The following is a 17606-nucleotide window of genomic DNA, read 5'->3' as shown; positions in this document are numbered from 1 at the left end:
AGTTTGTCATCCTGAGCGGAGCGAAGGACCTTATTACCGCTGAACGGTTTGCAGTAATCAACTGGCGCAAGCGTGATAAGGTCCTTCGCTCCGCTCAGGATGACAGGCGGCGAACACGCGTTTTCACTCCCTCCTCTCCCGTACCAGCCAAGCCGTCAGCCCAACCAGCACAGCCCATAGCAGCAACACATACAGGTAGAGCACCGGCACGCCGCCCACCCGCCCGTCGTGGTCGAACACGGCCAGCAGGGGGAAATTGAGCAGCACGCCGAACAGCACGGCTAAGAACAGCAGCCGGTGGCCCCGGCGCGATTCCGTGCGTTCAGGATGGGGATGGGAGGACACGGGAAACGGAGGTTTGGCAGGCATCAGGAGCCGGTGCGCCGGGGAAAGCGGCCGCTCGTCAATTTAGTAAAAAAGCCGCTGGCCCAGCGGACCAGCGGCTTTTTCGGGCGTGGGTTGGTCGCGTTACGGGCTACCTAAGCGGCCGGAGAAGGCTGGTCTTCAATGAGCTTCACGTTGCGCACGTCTTTCATATAAGCCACGCCGACGAGGAAGCAAATCAGGGCGATAACCACCGGGTAAATCAGGCCCACGATGCTGCTGTGCTCCTTGGCAAACGTGCCGGCTGGCTGCGCGGCCGCCCACACACCGATGGACGTGGCCACCAGCGGCACGAAGCCGCCGAAGATGCCATTGCCAATATGATACGGCACCGAAAGCGACGTGTAGCGCACTTTGGTGGGGAACAGCTCAACGAGGTAGGCGGCGATGGGGCCGTACACCATCGTCACGAACACGACGAGGCAGAACACCAGCGCAATCATGGCCGGCACGTTGGGCGTGAGGGCTTTCATGACGGCGGGCACGGCTTTGCCGGCGGCATCCACCGTAGCGGGCGTGATTTCGGTGAGCGGCCCGGCAAAGGCCTTGATGCCGTAGAACAGCGGCATGGTGAACAGCGCCCCACAAATCATACCCGTCATGATGATTTTCTTGCGGCCAATGCGGTCCGACAGCGAACCAAAATACACGAACAGCGGCGTGGCCAGCAGCATCGAAACCACCATGATGATGCTCGAATCAACGATGTCGAGTTTCAGCGTGGCATTCATGAAGGTGAAGGCCTGAAACTGGCTGGTGTAGAAGATAACGCCCTGGCCCATAGTAGCGCCGAACAGCGCAATGAGCACCAGGCGGCGGTTGATGGGGTTCACGAAGGAATCGCGCAAGGGACTTTTGCTGGTGGTGCCGGTGGCCTTAGCTTTGGCAAACAGCGGCGACTCGTGCAGCCGGCGGCGGATGTAGTACGAGGCAATAACCAGGAAGCCCGAGAGCAGGAACGGAATGCGCCAGCCCCACTCCTTGAAGGCGGGCTCGCCCATCAGTTTGCGGGTGATGAGGATGACGGTGATGCTGAGAATGAGGCCGCCGGTGGCCGTAATCTGGATGAAGCTGGTGTAGTAGCCGCGTTTCTGGTCGGGAGCGTATTCGGCCACGTAAGTAGCTGCGCCACCATACTCGCCGCCCAGGGCCAGCCCCTGCAACAGGCGCAAAATCACCACGATAACCGGGGCCGCAATGCCAATGGAATCATAGCTCGGAATGAGGCCGGTGATGAACGTGGCCCCGCCCATAATCAGCAGCGTGACCAGGAAAGTGTATTTCCGCCCAATCATGTCGCCGATGCGGCCAAAGAATACGGCCCCAAACGGCCGCACCACGAAGCCCGCCCCGAACACGGCCAGCGCCCCCAGCAACGACTTGGTAATATCGCCGGACTGCCCAAACAGCACCGGCCCGATGATGGCCGCCAGCGAGCCAAAAATGTAGAAATCGTACCACTCAATCACCGTACCCACCGACGAGGCCGTGATAACCTGCCAGATTTGACTGGTCGAGGTCGTGTTGTTGTCGTGCGCTGCCGGGGCATCCGCCGCCGCCGCGTAGGCCGGCTTCAAACTTTGTTCCATGGGAATTTCAGCAAAAAAAGATGAGGTGTGAAAGCGAAGGAAGTGCCGCCGGCCCTACAGGTACACCTGGAGCTGCAGGGTGACCTCGGGGCGGTACTGCACGCTGTTGACGGTGGCCGCACCGTTGTTGGCGGGGATGAAGGTCTGGTCCGAGAAATCGGGCCGGGCGCGGTAGTTGAGCGTCACTTTGGCGTTGTGGCCGTCGAGCAGCAGGTTCAGGCCGGCATCGTACACGTTCACCGATTTGCGGTTGCCGCTGGTGTCGTGCAGGCCTTCCCACTCGTTGCGCAGGTAGGCCACGTAGGGCTGGAGGCGGGCTTTCGGGCCCAGCAACTTTTTGGGCAGCAGCAGGCCGGCCTGGGCGTAGTAGCTGTGGCCCGTGCCGATGAGCGGCAGCGCATTACCATACAGGTTAGATGGGCCGGTGCTACCGACCGCCACACTGGAACCCGGGTTCAGCAACCCGGCGTTGCGCACATAATTGGGGCCGAAATCATAGTTGTAGTACACGGCATACAGCGTGAGGGCCGTGTTTGAGGTAGTATCAATCGGCGCATCGTAAAAGGCATCGACCCCGAAGAGCTTGATGTCGTGGGTGTGCGTGCCCGGGTTAATTACGTAGTCCTGGTCGCGCGAGTAAGTGCCTTCGGCATTGTAATGGAAGCCCGCCCCGACGTTGAACACCTTCTTCGTGCCCAGGTAGGTACCCGTGGTGAAGGGCAGCAGGTTGGCCTCCTTCTCGAAAAACGAGTAGCTGAAATAGCCCTGGTAAATCTTGTTGGTATTGCGCGGGTTGAACTGCGCCACGTTGGTGCGCAGGCCGGTGGGATTGGCCGTGGTAAGCTGGAGGCTGTTGCCGGCCGTGTTGGTGGCAAAGGCATCATCAATAGCCACGCGGTAGTCAAACCCGCCAATCCGGCCATGGCCATAAAAGCCCAGGAAGAAGCCAAACTGGTCGGTTTGGTCCAGCGTGGGAAAATTGGTGACCGGGATGTCGTAAGTCATCATGGTAGCCGTGCTGGCGGCCGTCATCCGCGACACGCCTACCTGGTAGTTCAGGCCGCCCCCCACGCTCAGGTATTTATTCACTTTGTATTCAGCCACAGCTTCGTGGATGTAATTCGGGGAGCGCTTGCCAGTGCCGTTAGGGTCGTTGGGCAGGCCGCCGCTCAGGGCCGTTTGGTTCTCAATGCCCAGGTCGATGTAAGTCAGAAACCGGGGGTTGAGCTGAGCCAGCATAATCAGGCGCGCCCGCCGGATGCCAAACGTGGTCTGGTCGCTCCTGGGGTTGCCGTTGCGGATAGTATTGCTGTTGTTCTCGTTGTATTGCGCCCACATCTGGGCCCAGGTTAGGAAGCGTAGGTATTTTGAGCCGTCGGGCGAGAGATTGATTTTCATGCCCGGGCCGTAGGGAGCCGATTTGGTCGGCGTGGGCACGGCGGGCGGCGGCGCGGGCGCGGCGGGCTCAGGAGCCGTGCCGGTAGCGGGCGGGGCAACCTGGCCAAACGCGGCCCCGGTCATCAACAAGCCACTCAGGGCCAATGCGTAGCGGGAAGTATGCATCGTGCTAAAGGAAGAATTTAGGTGAGAGTTGCCGCGAAGCTGCCGGGTTATTCAGAAGCTGAGCCGCAGCCGTTAATGGCCGCGCTCCGGCCCCAAGCCGATTGGTCCGGCTAAGTAGCACAATGCCCAGCCCGTTAGCTACCGGCCGGCATCGTTTTGGTAAGCACTATATCTTTTGCGACTTAGTGAGCCCGGAACCGCTCCCAGCGAATCACCATGAACTTATCGCCTAGCTCCGTCACCACCATGCCCGCACCTTTCAGGTTGCCCGGCACCTGAAAAAACGCGCCTAACTCCGCTTGGTTGAGTATTTTGTAGGTTGGGTGATAGTCGGTTTGGCGCGGGGCGCGCATGCCGTACTTCTTCACCCAGTTCATCACGCTCACGTGGCTCACACCCAGCAGCCGCTCAATTTCGCGGTAGCTCACGCCCTCAATGTACAGCTGCAGGGCCTTGATGACGTAGTAGCTGTCCACCTCGCGGCCCAGCTTGGCCACGGTGTAGTGGTAGCCGCAGGTTTTGCACCGAAACCGCTGCCGCTCGTTCACCACGCCACTTTTGGTGGCTTCCTTCGATTCGCATTTGGGGCAGGCGGGGGCTAGCATGGCGCAAAAAAGACGGGTGAAATGCTGAAAAGCTATAGCTACTCAGCAAACCTATACCATTTTAGCGAATATAACACATTTTACATTCATTTTCATTAGTGAGTGCTTACTCTCCCATCTGCACAGTAGCCAGCAACGCTTCTACGGCTAGTCCAAGACGGCGCATATCCAGCCGGCCCAAGGTGTCGGTAGCCTCGTGGTAGCTACGGTTGCGGTAGAAGGCGGTATCTGTCAGCAACACGGCCTGGTAGCCGAATTTCCAGTAATTGAGGTGGTCCGAAAAGTCGATACCCGGCAACCAAGCCGGTGCCTTGAAGCGCTTCACGGGCACGGTGGCCGCGCCCCGGTAGCGCCGCGCAAACTGTCGTCCAAAGCGCCCATTACCAAATTTCTGCGCCACGGTCACGTAGTTGCCGCGGCTCCCATAGATAAATTTCAGCGGCCAGATTGGGTAGCGCTGGGTACCGCGCCGGTCGTCATAATAGCCCAGCATTTCGAGCGCTACCATGCCGCGCACCGGCACGCCAGCGGCTTTCAGGCTCGCGGCGTGCACGTAGCTGCCCATGTTTGGGGTGCGGAAAAACGGCGGCTCTTCCAGCGTATAGGCCACCAAATCGATGCGGTACGGCAGCGCGGGCTGCTGGCCCAGCAGGCGGGCTAGCTCCAGCAGGGCGGCCACGCCGGTGCCGTTGTCATCGGCACCCGGCTGGTCGCCGCACACGTCGTAGTGCGCCCCAATTATCAGGCGTGGCCCATCTGCCGGCCCGAACGAGCCGAGGACATTGCGGTACTTCTGGCCGCGCACGGCGTAGGGCTGCGCACCCACCGAGTGCGCCCCGGCTGCCCGCAGATTCCGTTGAATGTAAGCCGCCACCGAATCGAGCACGTCCGGGTGCTGGTAGTTGCGCGGCTGCGGCGTGCTAACGAGAAACCGCAGGTGCTGGCGCAGCCGCGCCGTGTCGGCTGGCGGTGGGCTGGCCGCTTGCGCCGGACCAGCCGTTTGGAAGAAGAATAAACTCAGCAATGCCCATTTCATGCGGCTAAAGCTAATATCCCAAAACACAAACGGCAGCGCCGGTAAGGGCGCTGCCGTTTGGCAACCTGCGTTCAGATTGAAATCTCGCAGCCTATTCTTCCTCCACGTAGTCGAGGTCTTTGCCATAGGTTTCGGGCAATGTGCTGGCACTAAAAAAGGCCAGCAGCAGCAGCACGGAACCAATAACGGCGGCCGCGCCCACCATGCCCAATGAAGGATTGTCTTTCAATGCTTTGAAAGCAAGGGTAACCAGCACGAGCGCACCCCGGGCAAAATTGGGAGCCGTAGTAGCCACCGTGGAGCGGATATTGGTACCAAATTCCTCGGCCGAAACCGTGACGAACAACGCCCAGAACCCGCCAGTGTAGCCCACGAAAAAGCAGGCGGCGTAGAAGGTTGTGGTGCTGGCCCCGTGCAGCCCAAACAGGTAGAAGGCCACCGCAATGGCACTACCAATAATGAACAGCTGCAAGGTTCGCATCCGGCTTTTGAGTAGCTGGCTGAGGCCGCCGCTAGTGAAGTCGCCCAGCGTGAGACCGAAATAGCACCAGGCAATGCTCAGACCACCCGTAACCGGGCCTTGCAGGCCAAACGCTTTGCCAAATTCCGGGGCTAGCGTGATGAGAATACCGGCTAGAAACCAGAACGGAATGCCTACGAACAGGCAGCGCAGGTACTTCCAAAACCTCACACCATTGGTAAACAGGCTCAGAAAGTTGCCGCGCTTGGCAGTCCCCTGCTTGGTTTGCTCAAACATGCCCGACTCGAACACGCCGGCCCGCAGCGCCAGTAGCGCCAGCCCCAGCCCGCCGCCGATGAAATACGCATTGCGCCAGCCAAACTCGCTACCTACAAAGTAGGCCACCACGGCCCCGCTCACGCCCACCGACGCCACAATCATGGTGCCGTAGCCCCGCTTTTCCTTGGGCAATGTCTCGGCCACCAGCGTGATGCCCGCCCCCAGCTCGCCGGCCAAGCCCACGCCCGCAATCAGGCGCAGCCAGCCGTATTGGTCGATATTCTGCACAAAGCCGTTGGCAATATTGGCCAGCGAGTAGAGTAGAATCGAGCCGAACAGCACCGATAACCGGCCCTTTTTATCGCCCAATATCCCCCATAGAATACCGCCCAGCAGCATCCCTCCCATCTGCATATTAAGTAGGTACAGGCCCTGGTTGGTCACGGCCGAAGCCTCGGTGATGCCGATGTCATTCAGGCTCTGCACCCGCACGATGCTAAAGAGCACAAGGTCATAAATATCAACGAAGTAGCCCAGCGATGCCACAATCACGATGGCGCTGAACAAGCCCACGTCGGGGCGTACCGCGTTGGGGTCCGGAATTTTGGTTGGGTTCATAGGGAGAAGAATTTGGTTACGAACCTCCAACGTTACCCTTTATTTTTTGAACGGCTGCCGCAGCGCCAGCCATCTACTTATTACTATAGCTGCCCTTATCGTTAACATTTCCTGCTGAAAACATCCAATATGTTAGAATATAAGAACTTTATACCCGAACAACCCTCGTTTTAAAAACGATAGTTGTTTAGCACAATCAAGCCCCGACGGCCTACCTCCCGGCCGGTATTTCCCGCTGTACTTCCTTTGCAACCTATGAACGATTTTCACTCCCTCACTCCTTCCGACCTCACGCCCGCCCAGTGGCACCCGTTCCTGGTGGGCGCGGTGGCCCCGCGCCCGGTCGCCTTCGCCAGCACCATCGACGCCGAGGGCCGCGTGAATCTGAGCCCCTTCAGCTTCTTCAACGCCTTCAGCTCGAACCCGCCCATCCTTGTGTTTTCGCCGGCCAACCGCGTGCGCGACAATACCCAAAAGCACACGCTGGAAAATGTGCGCGAGGTGCCCGAAGTCGTCATCAACATCTGCGATTACGCGCTGGTGGAGCAGATGTCGCTGGCCAGCACCGAGTACGGCAAGGGTGTAAACGAATTCGCCAAAGCCGGCCTCACCGAGTTGGCTTCCGAGCTGGTGCGCCCGCCCCGCGTGGCCGAAGCACCGGCGGCCTTCGAGTGCGTAGTAGAGCAGATTATCGAGTTGGGCCAGAACAACGGGGCCGGCAACCTCATCATCTGCCGGGTGGTGCGGGCGCACTTCCGCCAAGATATTCTGTTGCCCGACGCCACCGGCATCGACCCATTCAAGCTGGACGCGGTGGCCCGCCTGGGCGGCGACTGGTACTGCCGGGCCAGCGGGGCCAGCCTATTTGAAGTACCCAAGCCCAACCGCCACATCGGCATCGGCATCGACCAGCTACCCGAGCACCTGCGCAACTCCGAGGTTCTCACCGGCAACGAGCTGGGCCGCCTCGCCAACATCGAGCGCGACGCCCTGCCCACGCCGGCGCAAGTCGAAGACTTTAAAGCGGAGCCGATGGTAGCCTACCTGCTAAACAAATACCGCGACGATACCCCAGAGCTGAAGCAGCAGCTGCTACAGCTGGGCCGCCAGTTTCTGGCTGAAGGGCGGCTGGTGGAGGCGTGGAAAGCGTTTCTATGTGATTAAAATTTCCAAACACTAAATATCAAATCTATATGGACTTAGACTGGTTTGTATTTGACGCATCTGGCACACTTATTCACTTTACTTCGGCAGGTGGGTATTTACCAGCTTTTATAAAGGATGAAGCGTTTAAGATTGATGCTAAAACTCTGGCTCTTGATGCTAAAATTTTAGCCCTTCCAGAAATATCAAATCAAATTATAATAAGTCCTAATCTCTATAAAGCAGCATCAATTGCAAATGAGCAAGAATTTAGTTTGTACATCGTTAGCTACGAGGAGCATGCTCGCCGTGGGCTGTACACGTATGACAAAACCAGCCCATATTACGCGGGCTCAACTTACCATCTTGTAGCATGCCCGATAATAAGTTTGAAATATGAAGACGTTCCCTCAGAATTCAGGGATGAAATACCGTTTTTGAGCAATTTACTAATGCTTGATTCTACACCTCCTTTTGAAATAGTGACGGAAGAATTAGTTATTAAGCATTGAGCACCATCCCAAAGCCCTCCTAATTCCGCACCGCAATCAGTAACCCTAATTCCTTATACCGCAAATTAAATTTCTTCGCAATCATCGCATTTGTCAGCGAGCCGCGGTAGATGTAGACGCCGCTGCGGAAATGCTCGTTGGTGAACAGTACTTCGTTGATGCCGCCGTGCTGGCTAATTTCCTGGAGGATGGGCGTGAAGATGTTGCTCAGCGCGTTGGTGGCGGTGCGGGGCACGCGGGAGGCGATGTTGGGCACGCAGTAGTGCACCACGTCGTATTTGCGGAAGATGGGGCTGCTGTGGCTGGTCATCTCGCTGGTTTCGAAGCAGCCGCCCTGGTCGATGCTCACGTCGATGATGACGGAACCGGAAGCCATGCTGGACACCATTTCCTCGGGCACCATGAAGGGAATGCGACCGTCTTCCACCGCAAGCGCCCCGATAACGACATCGGCCCGGCGGATTTGCTGGCTGAGTGCGAACGTATCCAACGTACTGGTGTAGAGCTGCATACCCAGGTTGTGCTTAAGACGGCGCAGCTTGTACAGGTGGTTATCGAACACCTTCACCTCGGCTCCGAGGCCGGTAGCGGCGCGGGCGGCGAACTCGGCCACCGTGCCGGCCCCGAGAATGACCACCTGCGACGGCGGCACGCCCGTGATGCCGCCCAGAATGATGCCCTTGCCCTCGTTGGAGCGGGCCAGGTATTCGGCCGCAATCAGCATCACCGTCGAGCCCGCGATTTCGCTCATGGCGCGCACCACGGGGCGGGCACCGCTGGGGTCTTTCATCAGCTCAAAGCCGATGGCGTTGATTTTTTTGCGCGAGAGGGCCGCGATGTATTCTGAGGTCATCGAGCCCATTTGCAGGGCCGAAATCAGGGTTTGGCCGGGGTGCAGCAGCTCAATTTCTTCGAGCGTGGGCGGGGCTACTTTCAGCAGAATGTCGGCCTTGAAAACTTCCTCGGTGGAGTAGGCAATCTGGGCGCCAGCTTCGGAATAGGCGTGGTCGGCGTACTTGCTGGGCTCGCCCGCGCCGGCTTCCATCACTACTTCGTGCCCGGCCGAGACGAGGTGCTGCACGGCTTCGGGCGTGAGGCCGAGGCGGTTTTCCTGGAGCGAGGTTTCGCGCGGCATCCCGATGAAGAGCTTGCGTTTGCGCGTTTCCACGGCCAGCATCGATTCCTGCGTGAAATAGGCGCGGCTGGTGGCCAAGGATTCAAAACCGGAGGGTAGCTGCTCGGGCATTTTTGGGGAATTATAAATTATAAATTGGGAATTAAAAATTACGAGCAATCAATAATTACTTCGCACAGAGCGTGATGCGAAGACAATTTCTAATTCTTAATTAATAATTTTCAATTCTATTTCGCGGGTTTCGTCGGGCAATACCTGGATGCGCACTTCGAGGTGGGGCACCGGCAAAAGGGCCGCCACGCGGGCCGGCCATTCTACCAAACAAAGATACCCGGAATCGAGGTACTCCGCCGCGCCCATTTGCTCCGCTTCGGCAATGGAGTCAATGCGGTAGAAGTCAAAATGATAGATGGGCGTGTCGCGGGCATCGCGGTACTCGTTGACCAGGGCGAAGGTGGGGCTGCTCACGTCGTCGGCCACGCCCAGCGCGCCGGCCAGTGCCCGGATGAGGGTGGTTTTGCCCGCGCCCATCTCGCCCTCGAAGGCTATTACCGCGCAGCCAGCTTCGGCAATGGCGGCTTGCAGGCGGGCGGCGGCGGCGGGCAGGGCCGCCAGGGAAGGAACGGTGAGCGTAAGAGGAAGCATTTGGCGAAAATACCGCCTTATGGCCAGAAACAGGCTTTTTTTTGACGCATTGCTGTCAAAACCACGCCTATATCCTTTGCTGATTTCGCTAAGCAATTCATTTCAAAGCTCCTATCCATCGGCTTTCGAAGCGCTTACAATTGACCAACACCTGTTCAACACAGGCCTGTGCAACTTACAAATACGGCTAATGGTCCTTGAAGCCCATTCAGTCTAATTGCTATATGTTGCTCTCCTATTTTCTGCATCGGTCGTTTTCCGCTCGCGGCGGATATTTGTTTTTGCTTCTCCTGTCCGCTTTCGCGGCTGCGGGTCAAACCCGGGTTGCAGTGAGCGGCTCGGTGCTGGCAGCAGGTGCGCCCGTGGAATTTGCCACCATCACCCTGCACCGCGCCGCTGATTCCACTGTTGTTAAATCAGAATTCAGCGATGCGCGGGGCCGGTTTCAGCTGGAAGCGCCGAGCGGGGCCCGGTACCGGGTTTCGGCGGCGCAGGTGGGGTTTGTGCGGTTTTGGAGTGCGCCGTTTGAGCTGCCGGCCGCCGGGCTGGCGCTACCGGCGTTTGACATCCAGGCTAGCGCGGCTACGGATTTGAAGGAAGTGACCGTAACAGGACACAAGCCCTTGTTTGAGCGCCAAGCCGACCGGACCATTGTGAACGTGGAAGACAGTCCGCTCTCGGCCGGCTCCACCACGCTCGACGTGCTGGCCCGCTCGCCGGGCGTGACGGTGGGCAACGGCGACAACCTCAGCCTGAAGGGCCGCCAGGGCGTGCTGGTGATGATTGACGGCAAGCGCGTGGCCATGACGGGCACCGAGCTGGCCGACTACCTCCGCAATCTGCCCGCCGACCAGCTCAAAAACATCGAGCTCATCACCAACCCGCCCGCCAAGTACGATGCCCAGGGCAGTGCCGGCATCATCGCTATCAACCTCAAAAAAGACCAGCGCCAAGGCACCAACGGCAATCTGAGCGCCAGTTTCGGCCGCGGCCAGTACAACAAGTACAACACCAGCCTCACGCTAAACCACCGGCAAGGCAAGCTCAACGTGTTTGGCACCTACGGCTACGCCGACCGCGAGGGCTTTCAGGCCCTGACCATTCACCGCGACTTCCTGAGCACCGGCCAAATCACGGGCACCAGCGACCAGGAAAACTTTGTGCACGTCCGAAATTTCGCCCATACTTATAAAGCCGGGCTCGACTACAACCTGACCGAGCGCACCACTGTGGGCCTTTCCGTGAATGGCCAGGCCGTGCGCGTGCCCCAGGACGGCACCAGCACCGCCGTGCAGGCCGACGCCACCGGCGTGCCCATCCGCCGCTACCAGGCTGATAACGACCGCGCCCTGCGCTTTCCCAACGCCGCCGCTAACCTCAATTTCAAGCATGTATTTGCCGACTCGCTCGGCGCCCGCGAGCTGACCGCCGATGCCGACTACGCCCAGTATCGCAGCATCCGGCTCCAGACGCTCACCACCAATTTCAGCTTGCCGGTGCAAAGCCCCGTGATACTCGACAGCGACCAGCGCGGTACACTCACCATTCAGTCGTTCAAGGCCGATTACACCCAGCCGCTCAACAAGCTGACCAAGCTGGAAGCGGGCGTGAAAACCAGCCTGGTCAATTCCGACAACAACGTGTTGTTTACCAACACCCAGGACGGCCAAACGACCATCGACACCAACCAGTCCAACCACTTCATCTACCACGAAAACATCAACGCCGGCTACGTCACCATCACCCAAACCACGCCCAAAACCACCCTCACCGCCGGCCTGCGCGCCGAGCAAACCAACGCCACTGGCCAGCAGGAAGTGGGCGACGAGCCCTTCGCCCCGCGCCACTACGTGCAGTTGTTTCCTAGCGCCGCCATCCGCCGCAGCCTGAGCGCGCAGCACGAGCTGTCCCTCTCCCTGAGCCGCCGCATCGACCGGCCCACCTACAACCAGCTCAACCCCTTCCGCACCTACATCGACGCGACTACCTACGGCTCGGGCAACCCCACGCTACTGCCCCAAACCAGCTACAACCTGGAGTTGAGCCACACTTTCAAGCAGAAATTCACCACCGAGCTGGCCTGGTCCATCACCAACAACCCCATCATCAACGCGGTGCAGCCCGCGCCGGGCGGCGGCAATTTCGTGGTGGCGCGGGACATCAACCTCGACCGCCAGGACACTTACACCCTCACTCTGAGCGCCGCCCTGGAGCCCGCCAAGTGGTGGAGCACCAACAACAACGTGGTAGTGTACTACGCCCGCTTCATCGGCAGCCTGGCCGGCACGTCCCTCGACAAAGGCCAGCCCGCCTTCAACGCCACCTCCACCAGCACCTTCACGCTGGGCCACGGCTGGGGGGCCGACCTCACCGGCTCGTACCAATCGCGCCAGCTCTACGGCTTCTTCGATTTACGGCCCCAGGGCCAGCTCACGGCCGGCATTTCGAAGAGTGTATGGGACAAAAAAGGCAATTTCAAGCTGAACGTAGCCGACTTGTTCTACACCCAGAAAACCCGCGCTACGTCGACCTACGACAACTATCAGGAGCGTTTTTACCAGCGGTTCGATTCGCGGGTCGTTACCCTGGCCTTCACCTACCGCTTCGGCAACCAGAAGCTGGCCCCCACCCGCCGCCGCACCGGCGGGGCCGAAGACGAAAAGCGCCGCGCCGGCTAAAAAAGCGGGCGTTTCCGACGGCGCTGAAATACCTTCGTGGGCCGAAGCGGCATTCATTTCTCCGTTTTCCCATGCAAGTATCCAAGATGGCAGCCGGCCTCATCGGCTCCGAAATCATTCGAATTGGCAACCAAGTAAGCGAGCAGGTGCGCCAGGGCGCAAACATCTGCAACCTGACCATCGGTGATTTCGACTCGAAAATTTTTCCAATTCCGGCCGGGCTCACCGCCGGCATCATCGGTGCCTACCAGGCTGGCATGACCAACTACCCGCCCGCCGCTGGCATGGGCGAGTTGCGCGACAGCGTCTCGGCATTCCTAAAAACCCGCCAGGGCCTGGAATATTCGGCTAATGATATTCTCATTGCCGGCGGCTCGCGCCCGCTCATCTACGCCACCTACCGCGCCCTGCTCGACGAAGGCGACCGCGCCATTTTCCCGCTGCCCAGCTGGAACAACAACCACTACTGCCACCTGGTAGGGGCTACGCCCGTAGCCGTGCCCACCCGGCCCGAAAACAACTTCATGCCCACGGCCGCCGACCTGGCGCCGCACGTAGCGGGTGCCAACCTGCTGGCCCTCTGCTCGCCGCTGAACCCCACCGGCACCGTATTCACCAAGGAAGGTCTGGAGGAAATCTGCGACTTGGTGATTGCCGAAAACAAGCGCCGTGGCCCCGATGAAAAGCCGCTCTACGTGCTTTACGACCAGATTTACTGGCTCCTCACCTTCGGCGAAGCCAAGCACTACGACCCCGTCAGCCTGCGCCCCGAGCTGCGCGACTACGTCATCTACATCGATGGCACGTCAAAGTGCTTCGCCGCCACTGGCGTGCGCGTGGGCTACAGCTTCGGCCCCACCACCATCATCGACAAGATGAAATCCATCCTGGGCCACGTCGGGGCCTGGGCTCCCAAAGCCGAACAGGTGGCCATGGGCAAATTTCTGCCCCAAACCGCCGCCGTCGATGAGTTCCTAACCAGCATCAAAGGTCGCCTGCAAACCTCCCTGACCGCTCTTTTCGACGGTTTGAAAGAGTTGAAAGCCCAGGGTTACCCCGTCGATGCCGTGGCACCCGCCGGGGCCATCTACCTCACCGCCAAAATCGACGTGCTCGGTCGCACCGCCCCCGACGGCACCATCCTCACCACCACCGCCGAGCTTACCTCCTACCTCATCGCCGAAGCCAAGCTGGCGCTGGTGCCATTTTCAGCATTCGGCTCACCGGCCTCGGAGCCTTGGTTCCGCGCCTCGGTTGGGGCTGAGACAGTGGATTCGATTCAGGCCGCGCTACCGCGTTTGAAGGCGGCACTGGATAAGCTGAAATAATAATTAGCTTATTGTGTATTTTTATTGCGCAATATTCATTGCATTACCCATGAAACGTCAAGCGGCTACATGTCACGAATTGTAGGTACCAACCTATAATTCACATGAAACAACCAAAAAAACGCTGGGCTTGGACGGCGTGGCAAAAAGGGCGCATCCGGCTTTACAGTAGCGTCTCATATGGAGTTTATCACCCCGGTAAAGCTTACACCCAACTGCTATGGAGAAGGCATCGCGCCTTAAAGCGTAAGGCCTTAAGTCAAATTCGGCAGGACGCTGATGAGATGGATGTTCACTTTCTATATCATCACCGTCATAGCGGTCATTGGCAATGTTAAAACAAAAAAAGGCCGCCAGAATTGGCAGCCTTTTTTTTGTTTTGGCTCTTCAATATGCGAACCTTATATAGGTAATCTCGCGCCTTTTTAATTAAGGGAAAATCTTGCGATTAACTTACTATTTATCAACCTTTCGCCGTGAGCGTCACATAAGGAATAATGCATTCCTCCAGCGAAATACCGCCGTGCTGGAACGTGTCCTTGTAGTAGTTCACGTAGTAATTGTAGTTATTCGGATAGGCGAAGAAATAATCGCCAATCGTAAATACATACGCCGTGCTCACATTCTCACGGGGCAGGAAAATGGATTCCGGCTTGCGCACCACGTACACGTCGCGCGAATCTTCGAAGCCCAGGTTTTTGCCGTGCTTGTAGCGCAAGTTGGTGTTTGTATTGCGGTCGCCCACAATCTTATAGGGGCGCTTGCAACGGATGGTGCCGTGGTCGGTGGTGATGATGAGCTTGCCTTTTTTCTCGGCAATCTGCTGCATCATTTCATACAGCGGCGAGTGCAGGAACCACGAGCGGGTGATGCTGCGGTAGGCCGATTCGTCGGCCGCCAGCTCCCGAATCATGGCCATGTCGGTGCGGGCGTGCGAGAGCATATCCACGAAGTTGTAGACGATGACGTTGCACTTGTAGTTGTTGTGCAGGTTGCTCATTTTGCTCAGCAAGTCCTTGCCAGCCTGCAGGTTGGTCACCTTGTGGTAGCTGTGCTTGGCCTTCTGGTTGTTCTTTTGGAAGTTGATTTCCATGAACTCGGCCTCGTGCAGGTTTTTGCCTTCGTCGTCGTCGTCAGTCACCCACAGGTTAGGGTATTTTTTTTGGATTTCACTCGGCATCATGCCCGAGAAAATGGCGTTCCGCGCATAGGCCGTAGTGGTCGGCAGAATGGCGTAGTACATCTCCTCGCTGTCCACCGTAAACATCTCGGTGATAATTGGCTCCAGCACTTTCCACTGGTCGTAGCGCAGGTTGTCAATTAGCACGAAGTACACGGGCGTGTCGCCGGTGGCCTTTAGCGTGGGAAACACCCGCTCCTTGAACAGTTGGTGCGACATGAGCGGCGCGTCCTTGTCGCTGCCGTCCACCCAGTCTTCGTAGTTCTCGGTGATGAAGCGGCCGAAATACGTGTTGGCTTCGTCCTTCTGCATGTTGAAAACCTCGGCCATGCTCTTGCCTTCAGTTTCATTGATTTCAAGCTCCCAGTACACCAGCTTCTTGTACACGTCGGCCCACTCGGAGGGCGAAAGGCGGTCAGAAAGCTGCATACCGAGCTGGCGGAAATCGCGCTGGTAGCCCGAGTTAGTGGCTTCGCTCACGAGGCGCTTGTTGTCAAGCACCTTTTTCACCGACAGCAGAATCTGACTGGGGTTCACCGGTTTAATCAGGTAATCCGCAATTTTAGCGCCGATGGCCGACTCCATAATGTGCTCTTCCTCGCTCTTGGTAATCATCACCACGGGCACGGTGGGGCGGATGGCCTTGATTTCGGTGAGCGTTTGCAGGCCGGTGAGGCCGGGCATGTTCTCATCGAGAAACACGAGGTCGTAGCTCTTTTCCTGAATCTCCTCAATGGCATCCGCGCCGCTGTTGACGGGCGTTACGTCGTAGCCTTTTTCCTTGAGAAACAGCAGGTGCGGCTTGAGCAGGTCGATTTCGTCGTCGGCCCAGAGAATGGTGGTTTGTTGCATAGTGGGGACTTGAGGTCTTGGGGACTTTGGCGTCTTGGTTAATCAAGTTAACGTAAGACGTCCCGAATGGATATATAGAAAGCTGACAACGTTGGCGCGGCCAGCTTCCCGTAAAGGGTTGAGCTTGCCCAAACGGCCTGCCGTAGCTTCGCGTTCAGTTATTGACGGGCGGGCGCTGCAAATGTTGCCTGTTTTTGCCCATTCGCTCCGTATTTCTACTGTTCTGTTTTCTGCCCGTCATCCCCTCCCCGCCCGTTCCGTGAACAAAAAGAAAATCTTCAACGACCCCGTTTACGGCTTCGTCACCATCCCGACGGAGTTCCTGTTTGACCTGATTGAACACCGGTATTTTCAGCGGCTGCGGCGTATCCAGCAGCTCGGCCTCACCGGCTTTGTGTACCCCGGGGCGCTGCACACGCGCTTTCACCACGCGCTGGGCGCCATGCACCTGATGTCGCTGGCCCTGCGCACGCTCAAGGATAAGGGCGTGAAGATTTCGGCCGCCGAGGGCGAGGCTGCAATGGCTGCAATTCTATTGCACGACGTAGGTCACGGCCCCCTATCCCACGCCCTGGAAACGGCCATTTTCCAAGATGTGCCGCACGAGCAGCTGTCGCTTTTTTTGATGGAGCGCCTGAACAAGGAATTTCACGGCAAGCTCGATTTGGCCATTGAGATGTTCAAGGGCACCTACAAGCGGCCGTTTTTTCACCAGCTGGTGAGCAGCCAGCTCGACATGGACCGCCTCGATTACCTCAACCGCGACTCCTTCTACACCGGCGTTGAGGAAGGCCGCCCCGGGGCCGACCGCCTCATCAAAATGCTGCGCGTGCACGAGGAGCGGCTGGTACTGGAAGAGAAAGCCGTGTACTCGGTCGAGAATTTCCTGGTGAGCCGGCGGCTGATGTACTGGCAGGTGTACCTGCACAAAACCGTGACCTCGGCTGAGCAAATGGTCATCCGCGTGGTGCAGCGCGCCCGCGACCTGGCCCGCCGTGGCGTGGAAGTGCCCGCCAACAGCTGCCTGGGCTACTTCCTGGGCCGCGCCGTGAGCCTGGACGAGTTCGAGAAAAACGAGAAAATCCTCAGCCATTTCGTGGAGCTTGACGATTACGACATCTGGTCGGCTATCAAAGCCTGGGCCGGGCATTCGGATATCGTACTCAGCTACCTCGCCAAGAGCATCCTGCACCGCAATCTGCTCAAAATCGTGCTGGCCCCCGAGCCGTTCGACGAGGAATTCCGCCTCGGCATTCAGGAGCTCATCGCCGAGAAGTTCCACCTGCCGATGGAAGAAGCCGAACTGCTCATGATTTCGGGCCGCCTCAGCAACAGCGCCTACAACGCCGAAAGCCAGGAACCCATAGAAATCCTGACCAAAAAAGGCGATGTGGTGAACGTAATGGATGCGTCGGACTTGCCCAACATCCGCGCCCTGAGCCAGCGCGTGGAGAAGTTTTATATCTGCTACCCGAAGGAGATTGTGTAGCGTCCACTTGTCATCCTAAGCGGAGCGAAGGACCTTATCATGTCTGAACAGTTTGCAGTAAATCAGTTGCTACAGGCTTGATAAGGTCCTTCGCTCCGCTCAGGATGACA

General features: G+C 58.2%; 14 protein-coding genes. 5 read left to right on the top strand and 9 right to left on the bottom strand.

Going from position 1 to position 17606, the window contains the following annotated elements:
* Nucleotides 1-123 precede the first annotated feature (123 nt).
* From AAFH49_RS05545 to AAFH49_RS05520, 6 genes are all read right to left on the bottom strand, one after another.
* Nucleotides 124-345: a hypothetical protein gene (locus AAFH49_RS05545; RefSeq protein WP_342296510.1), complete on the bottom strand. Its 222-nt coding sequence runs from the start codon at nt 343-345 to the stop codon at nt 124-126.
* 134 nt (nt 346-479) lie between these two features.
* Nucleotides 480-1973, bottom strand: coding sequence for an MFS transporter (locus tag AAFH49_RS05540; protein WP_342296509.1), 1494 nt, complete (start codon nt 1971-1973; stop codon nt 480-482).
* Nucleotides 1974-2027: 54 nt separating this feature from the next.
* Nucleotides 2028-3536, bottom strand: a complete 1509-nt coding sequence (locus tag AAFH49_RS05535; protein WP_342296508.1) for a hypothetical protein — start codon at nt 3534-3536, stop codon at nt 2028-2030.
* 182 nt (nt 3537-3718) lie between these two features.
* On the bottom strand, nt 3719-4141 hold the full coding sequence (locus AAFH49_RS05530; protein WP_342296507.1) for an IS1/IS1595 family N-terminal zinc-binding domain-containing protein: 423 nt from the start codon (nt 4139-4141) through the stop codon (nt 3719-3721).
* A gap of 106 nt (nt 4142-4247) precedes the next feature.
* Nucleotides 4248-5177, bottom strand: coding sequence for a M28 family peptidase (locus tag AAFH49_RS05525; protein ID WP_342296506.1), 930 nt, complete (start codon nt 5175-5177; stop codon nt 4248-4250).
* 91 nt (nt 5178-5268) lie between these two features.
* Nucleotides 5269-6534: an MFS transporter gene (locus AAFH49_RS05520; protein WP_342296505.1), complete on the bottom strand. Its 1266-nt coding sequence runs from the start codon at nt 6532-6534 to the stop codon at nt 5269-5271.
* Between the two features lie 255 nt (nt 6535-6789).
* Between AAFH49_RS05520 and AAFH49_RS05515 the strand changes: the two genes are divergently transcribed.
* Nucleotides 6790-7698, top strand: a complete 909-nt coding sequence (locus AAFH49_RS05515; protein ID WP_342296504.1) for a flavin reductase family protein — start codon at nt 6790-6792, stop codon at nt 7696-7698.
* Between the two features lie 29 nt (nt 7699-7727).
* Complete coding sequence (locus AAFH49_RS05510) at nt 7728-8189, top strand: hypothetical protein (protein ID WP_342296503.1); 462 nt, start codon at nt 7728-7730, stop codon at nt 8187-8189.
* Between the two features lie 19 nt (nt 8190-8208).
* Here the strand turns inward: AAFH49_RS05510 and AAFH49_RS05505 are convergent, their stop codons facing one another.
* Nucleotides 8209-9435 carry an alanine dehydrogenase gene (locus AAFH49_RS05505; RefSeq protein ID WP_342296502.1) on the bottom strand — a complete coding sequence of 409 codons (1227 nt, stop codon included), beginning with the start codon at nt 9433-9435 and terminating at the stop codon, nt 8209-8211.
* A 96-nt stretch (nt 9436-9531) separates the two neighbouring features.
* Entirely contained in the window at nt 9532-9969 is a 438-nt protein-coding gene (gene tsaE, locus AAFH49_RS05500) for a tRNA (adenosine(37)-N6)-threonylcarbamoyltransferase complex ATPase subunit type 1 TsaE (protein WP_342296501.1), read from the bottom strand.
* A 281-nt stretch (nt 9970-10250) separates the two neighbouring features.
* On the opposite strand from tsaE, the gene AAFH49_RS05495 reads away from it, so the two are divergent.
* Entirely contained in the window at nt 10251-12647 is a 2397-nt protein-coding gene (locus tag AAFH49_RS05495) for a TonB-dependent receptor domain-containing protein (RefSeq protein ID WP_342296500.1), read from the top strand.
* A gap of 71 nt (nt 12648-12718) precedes the next feature.
* Nucleotides 12719-13975 (top strand): pyridoxal phosphate-dependent aminotransferase, encoded by a 1257-nt coding sequence (locus AAFH49_RS05490; RefSeq protein WP_342296499.1) that lies wholly within the window; start codon nt 12719-12721, stop codon nt 13973-13975.
* A 463-nt stretch (nt 13976-14438) separates the two neighbouring features.
* Here the strand turns inward: AAFH49_RS05490 and porX are convergent, their stop codons facing one another.
* Nucleotides 14439-16007, bottom strand: a complete 1569-nt coding sequence (gene porX / locus AAFH49_RS05485) for a T9SS response regulator signal transducer PorX (protein ID WP_342296498.1) — start codon at nt 16005-16007, stop codon at nt 14439-14441.
* 259 nt (nt 16008-16266) lie between these two features.
* On the opposite strand from porX, the gene AAFH49_RS05480 reads away from it, so the two are divergent.
* The gene (locus AAFH49_RS05480; RefSeq protein ID WP_342296497.1) at nt 16267-17496 is read left to right on the top strand and encodes an HD domain-containing protein; all 1230 of its coding nucleotides are present in this window, start codon (nt 16267-16269) and stop codon (nt 17494-17496) included.
* The last annotated feature ends 110 nt before the right edge of the window (nt 17497-17606 follow it).

It is taken from the genome of Hymenobacter segetis (assembly GCF_038448715.1).
In the GTDB taxonomy this organism is placed as follows: domain Bacteria; phylum Bacteroidota; class Bacteroidia; order Cytophagales; family Hymenobacteraceae; genus Hymenobacter; species Hymenobacter segetis.
Note: the sequence above shows the minus strand (reverse complement) of the source record. Positions and strands in the feature narration are given on the sequence as shown.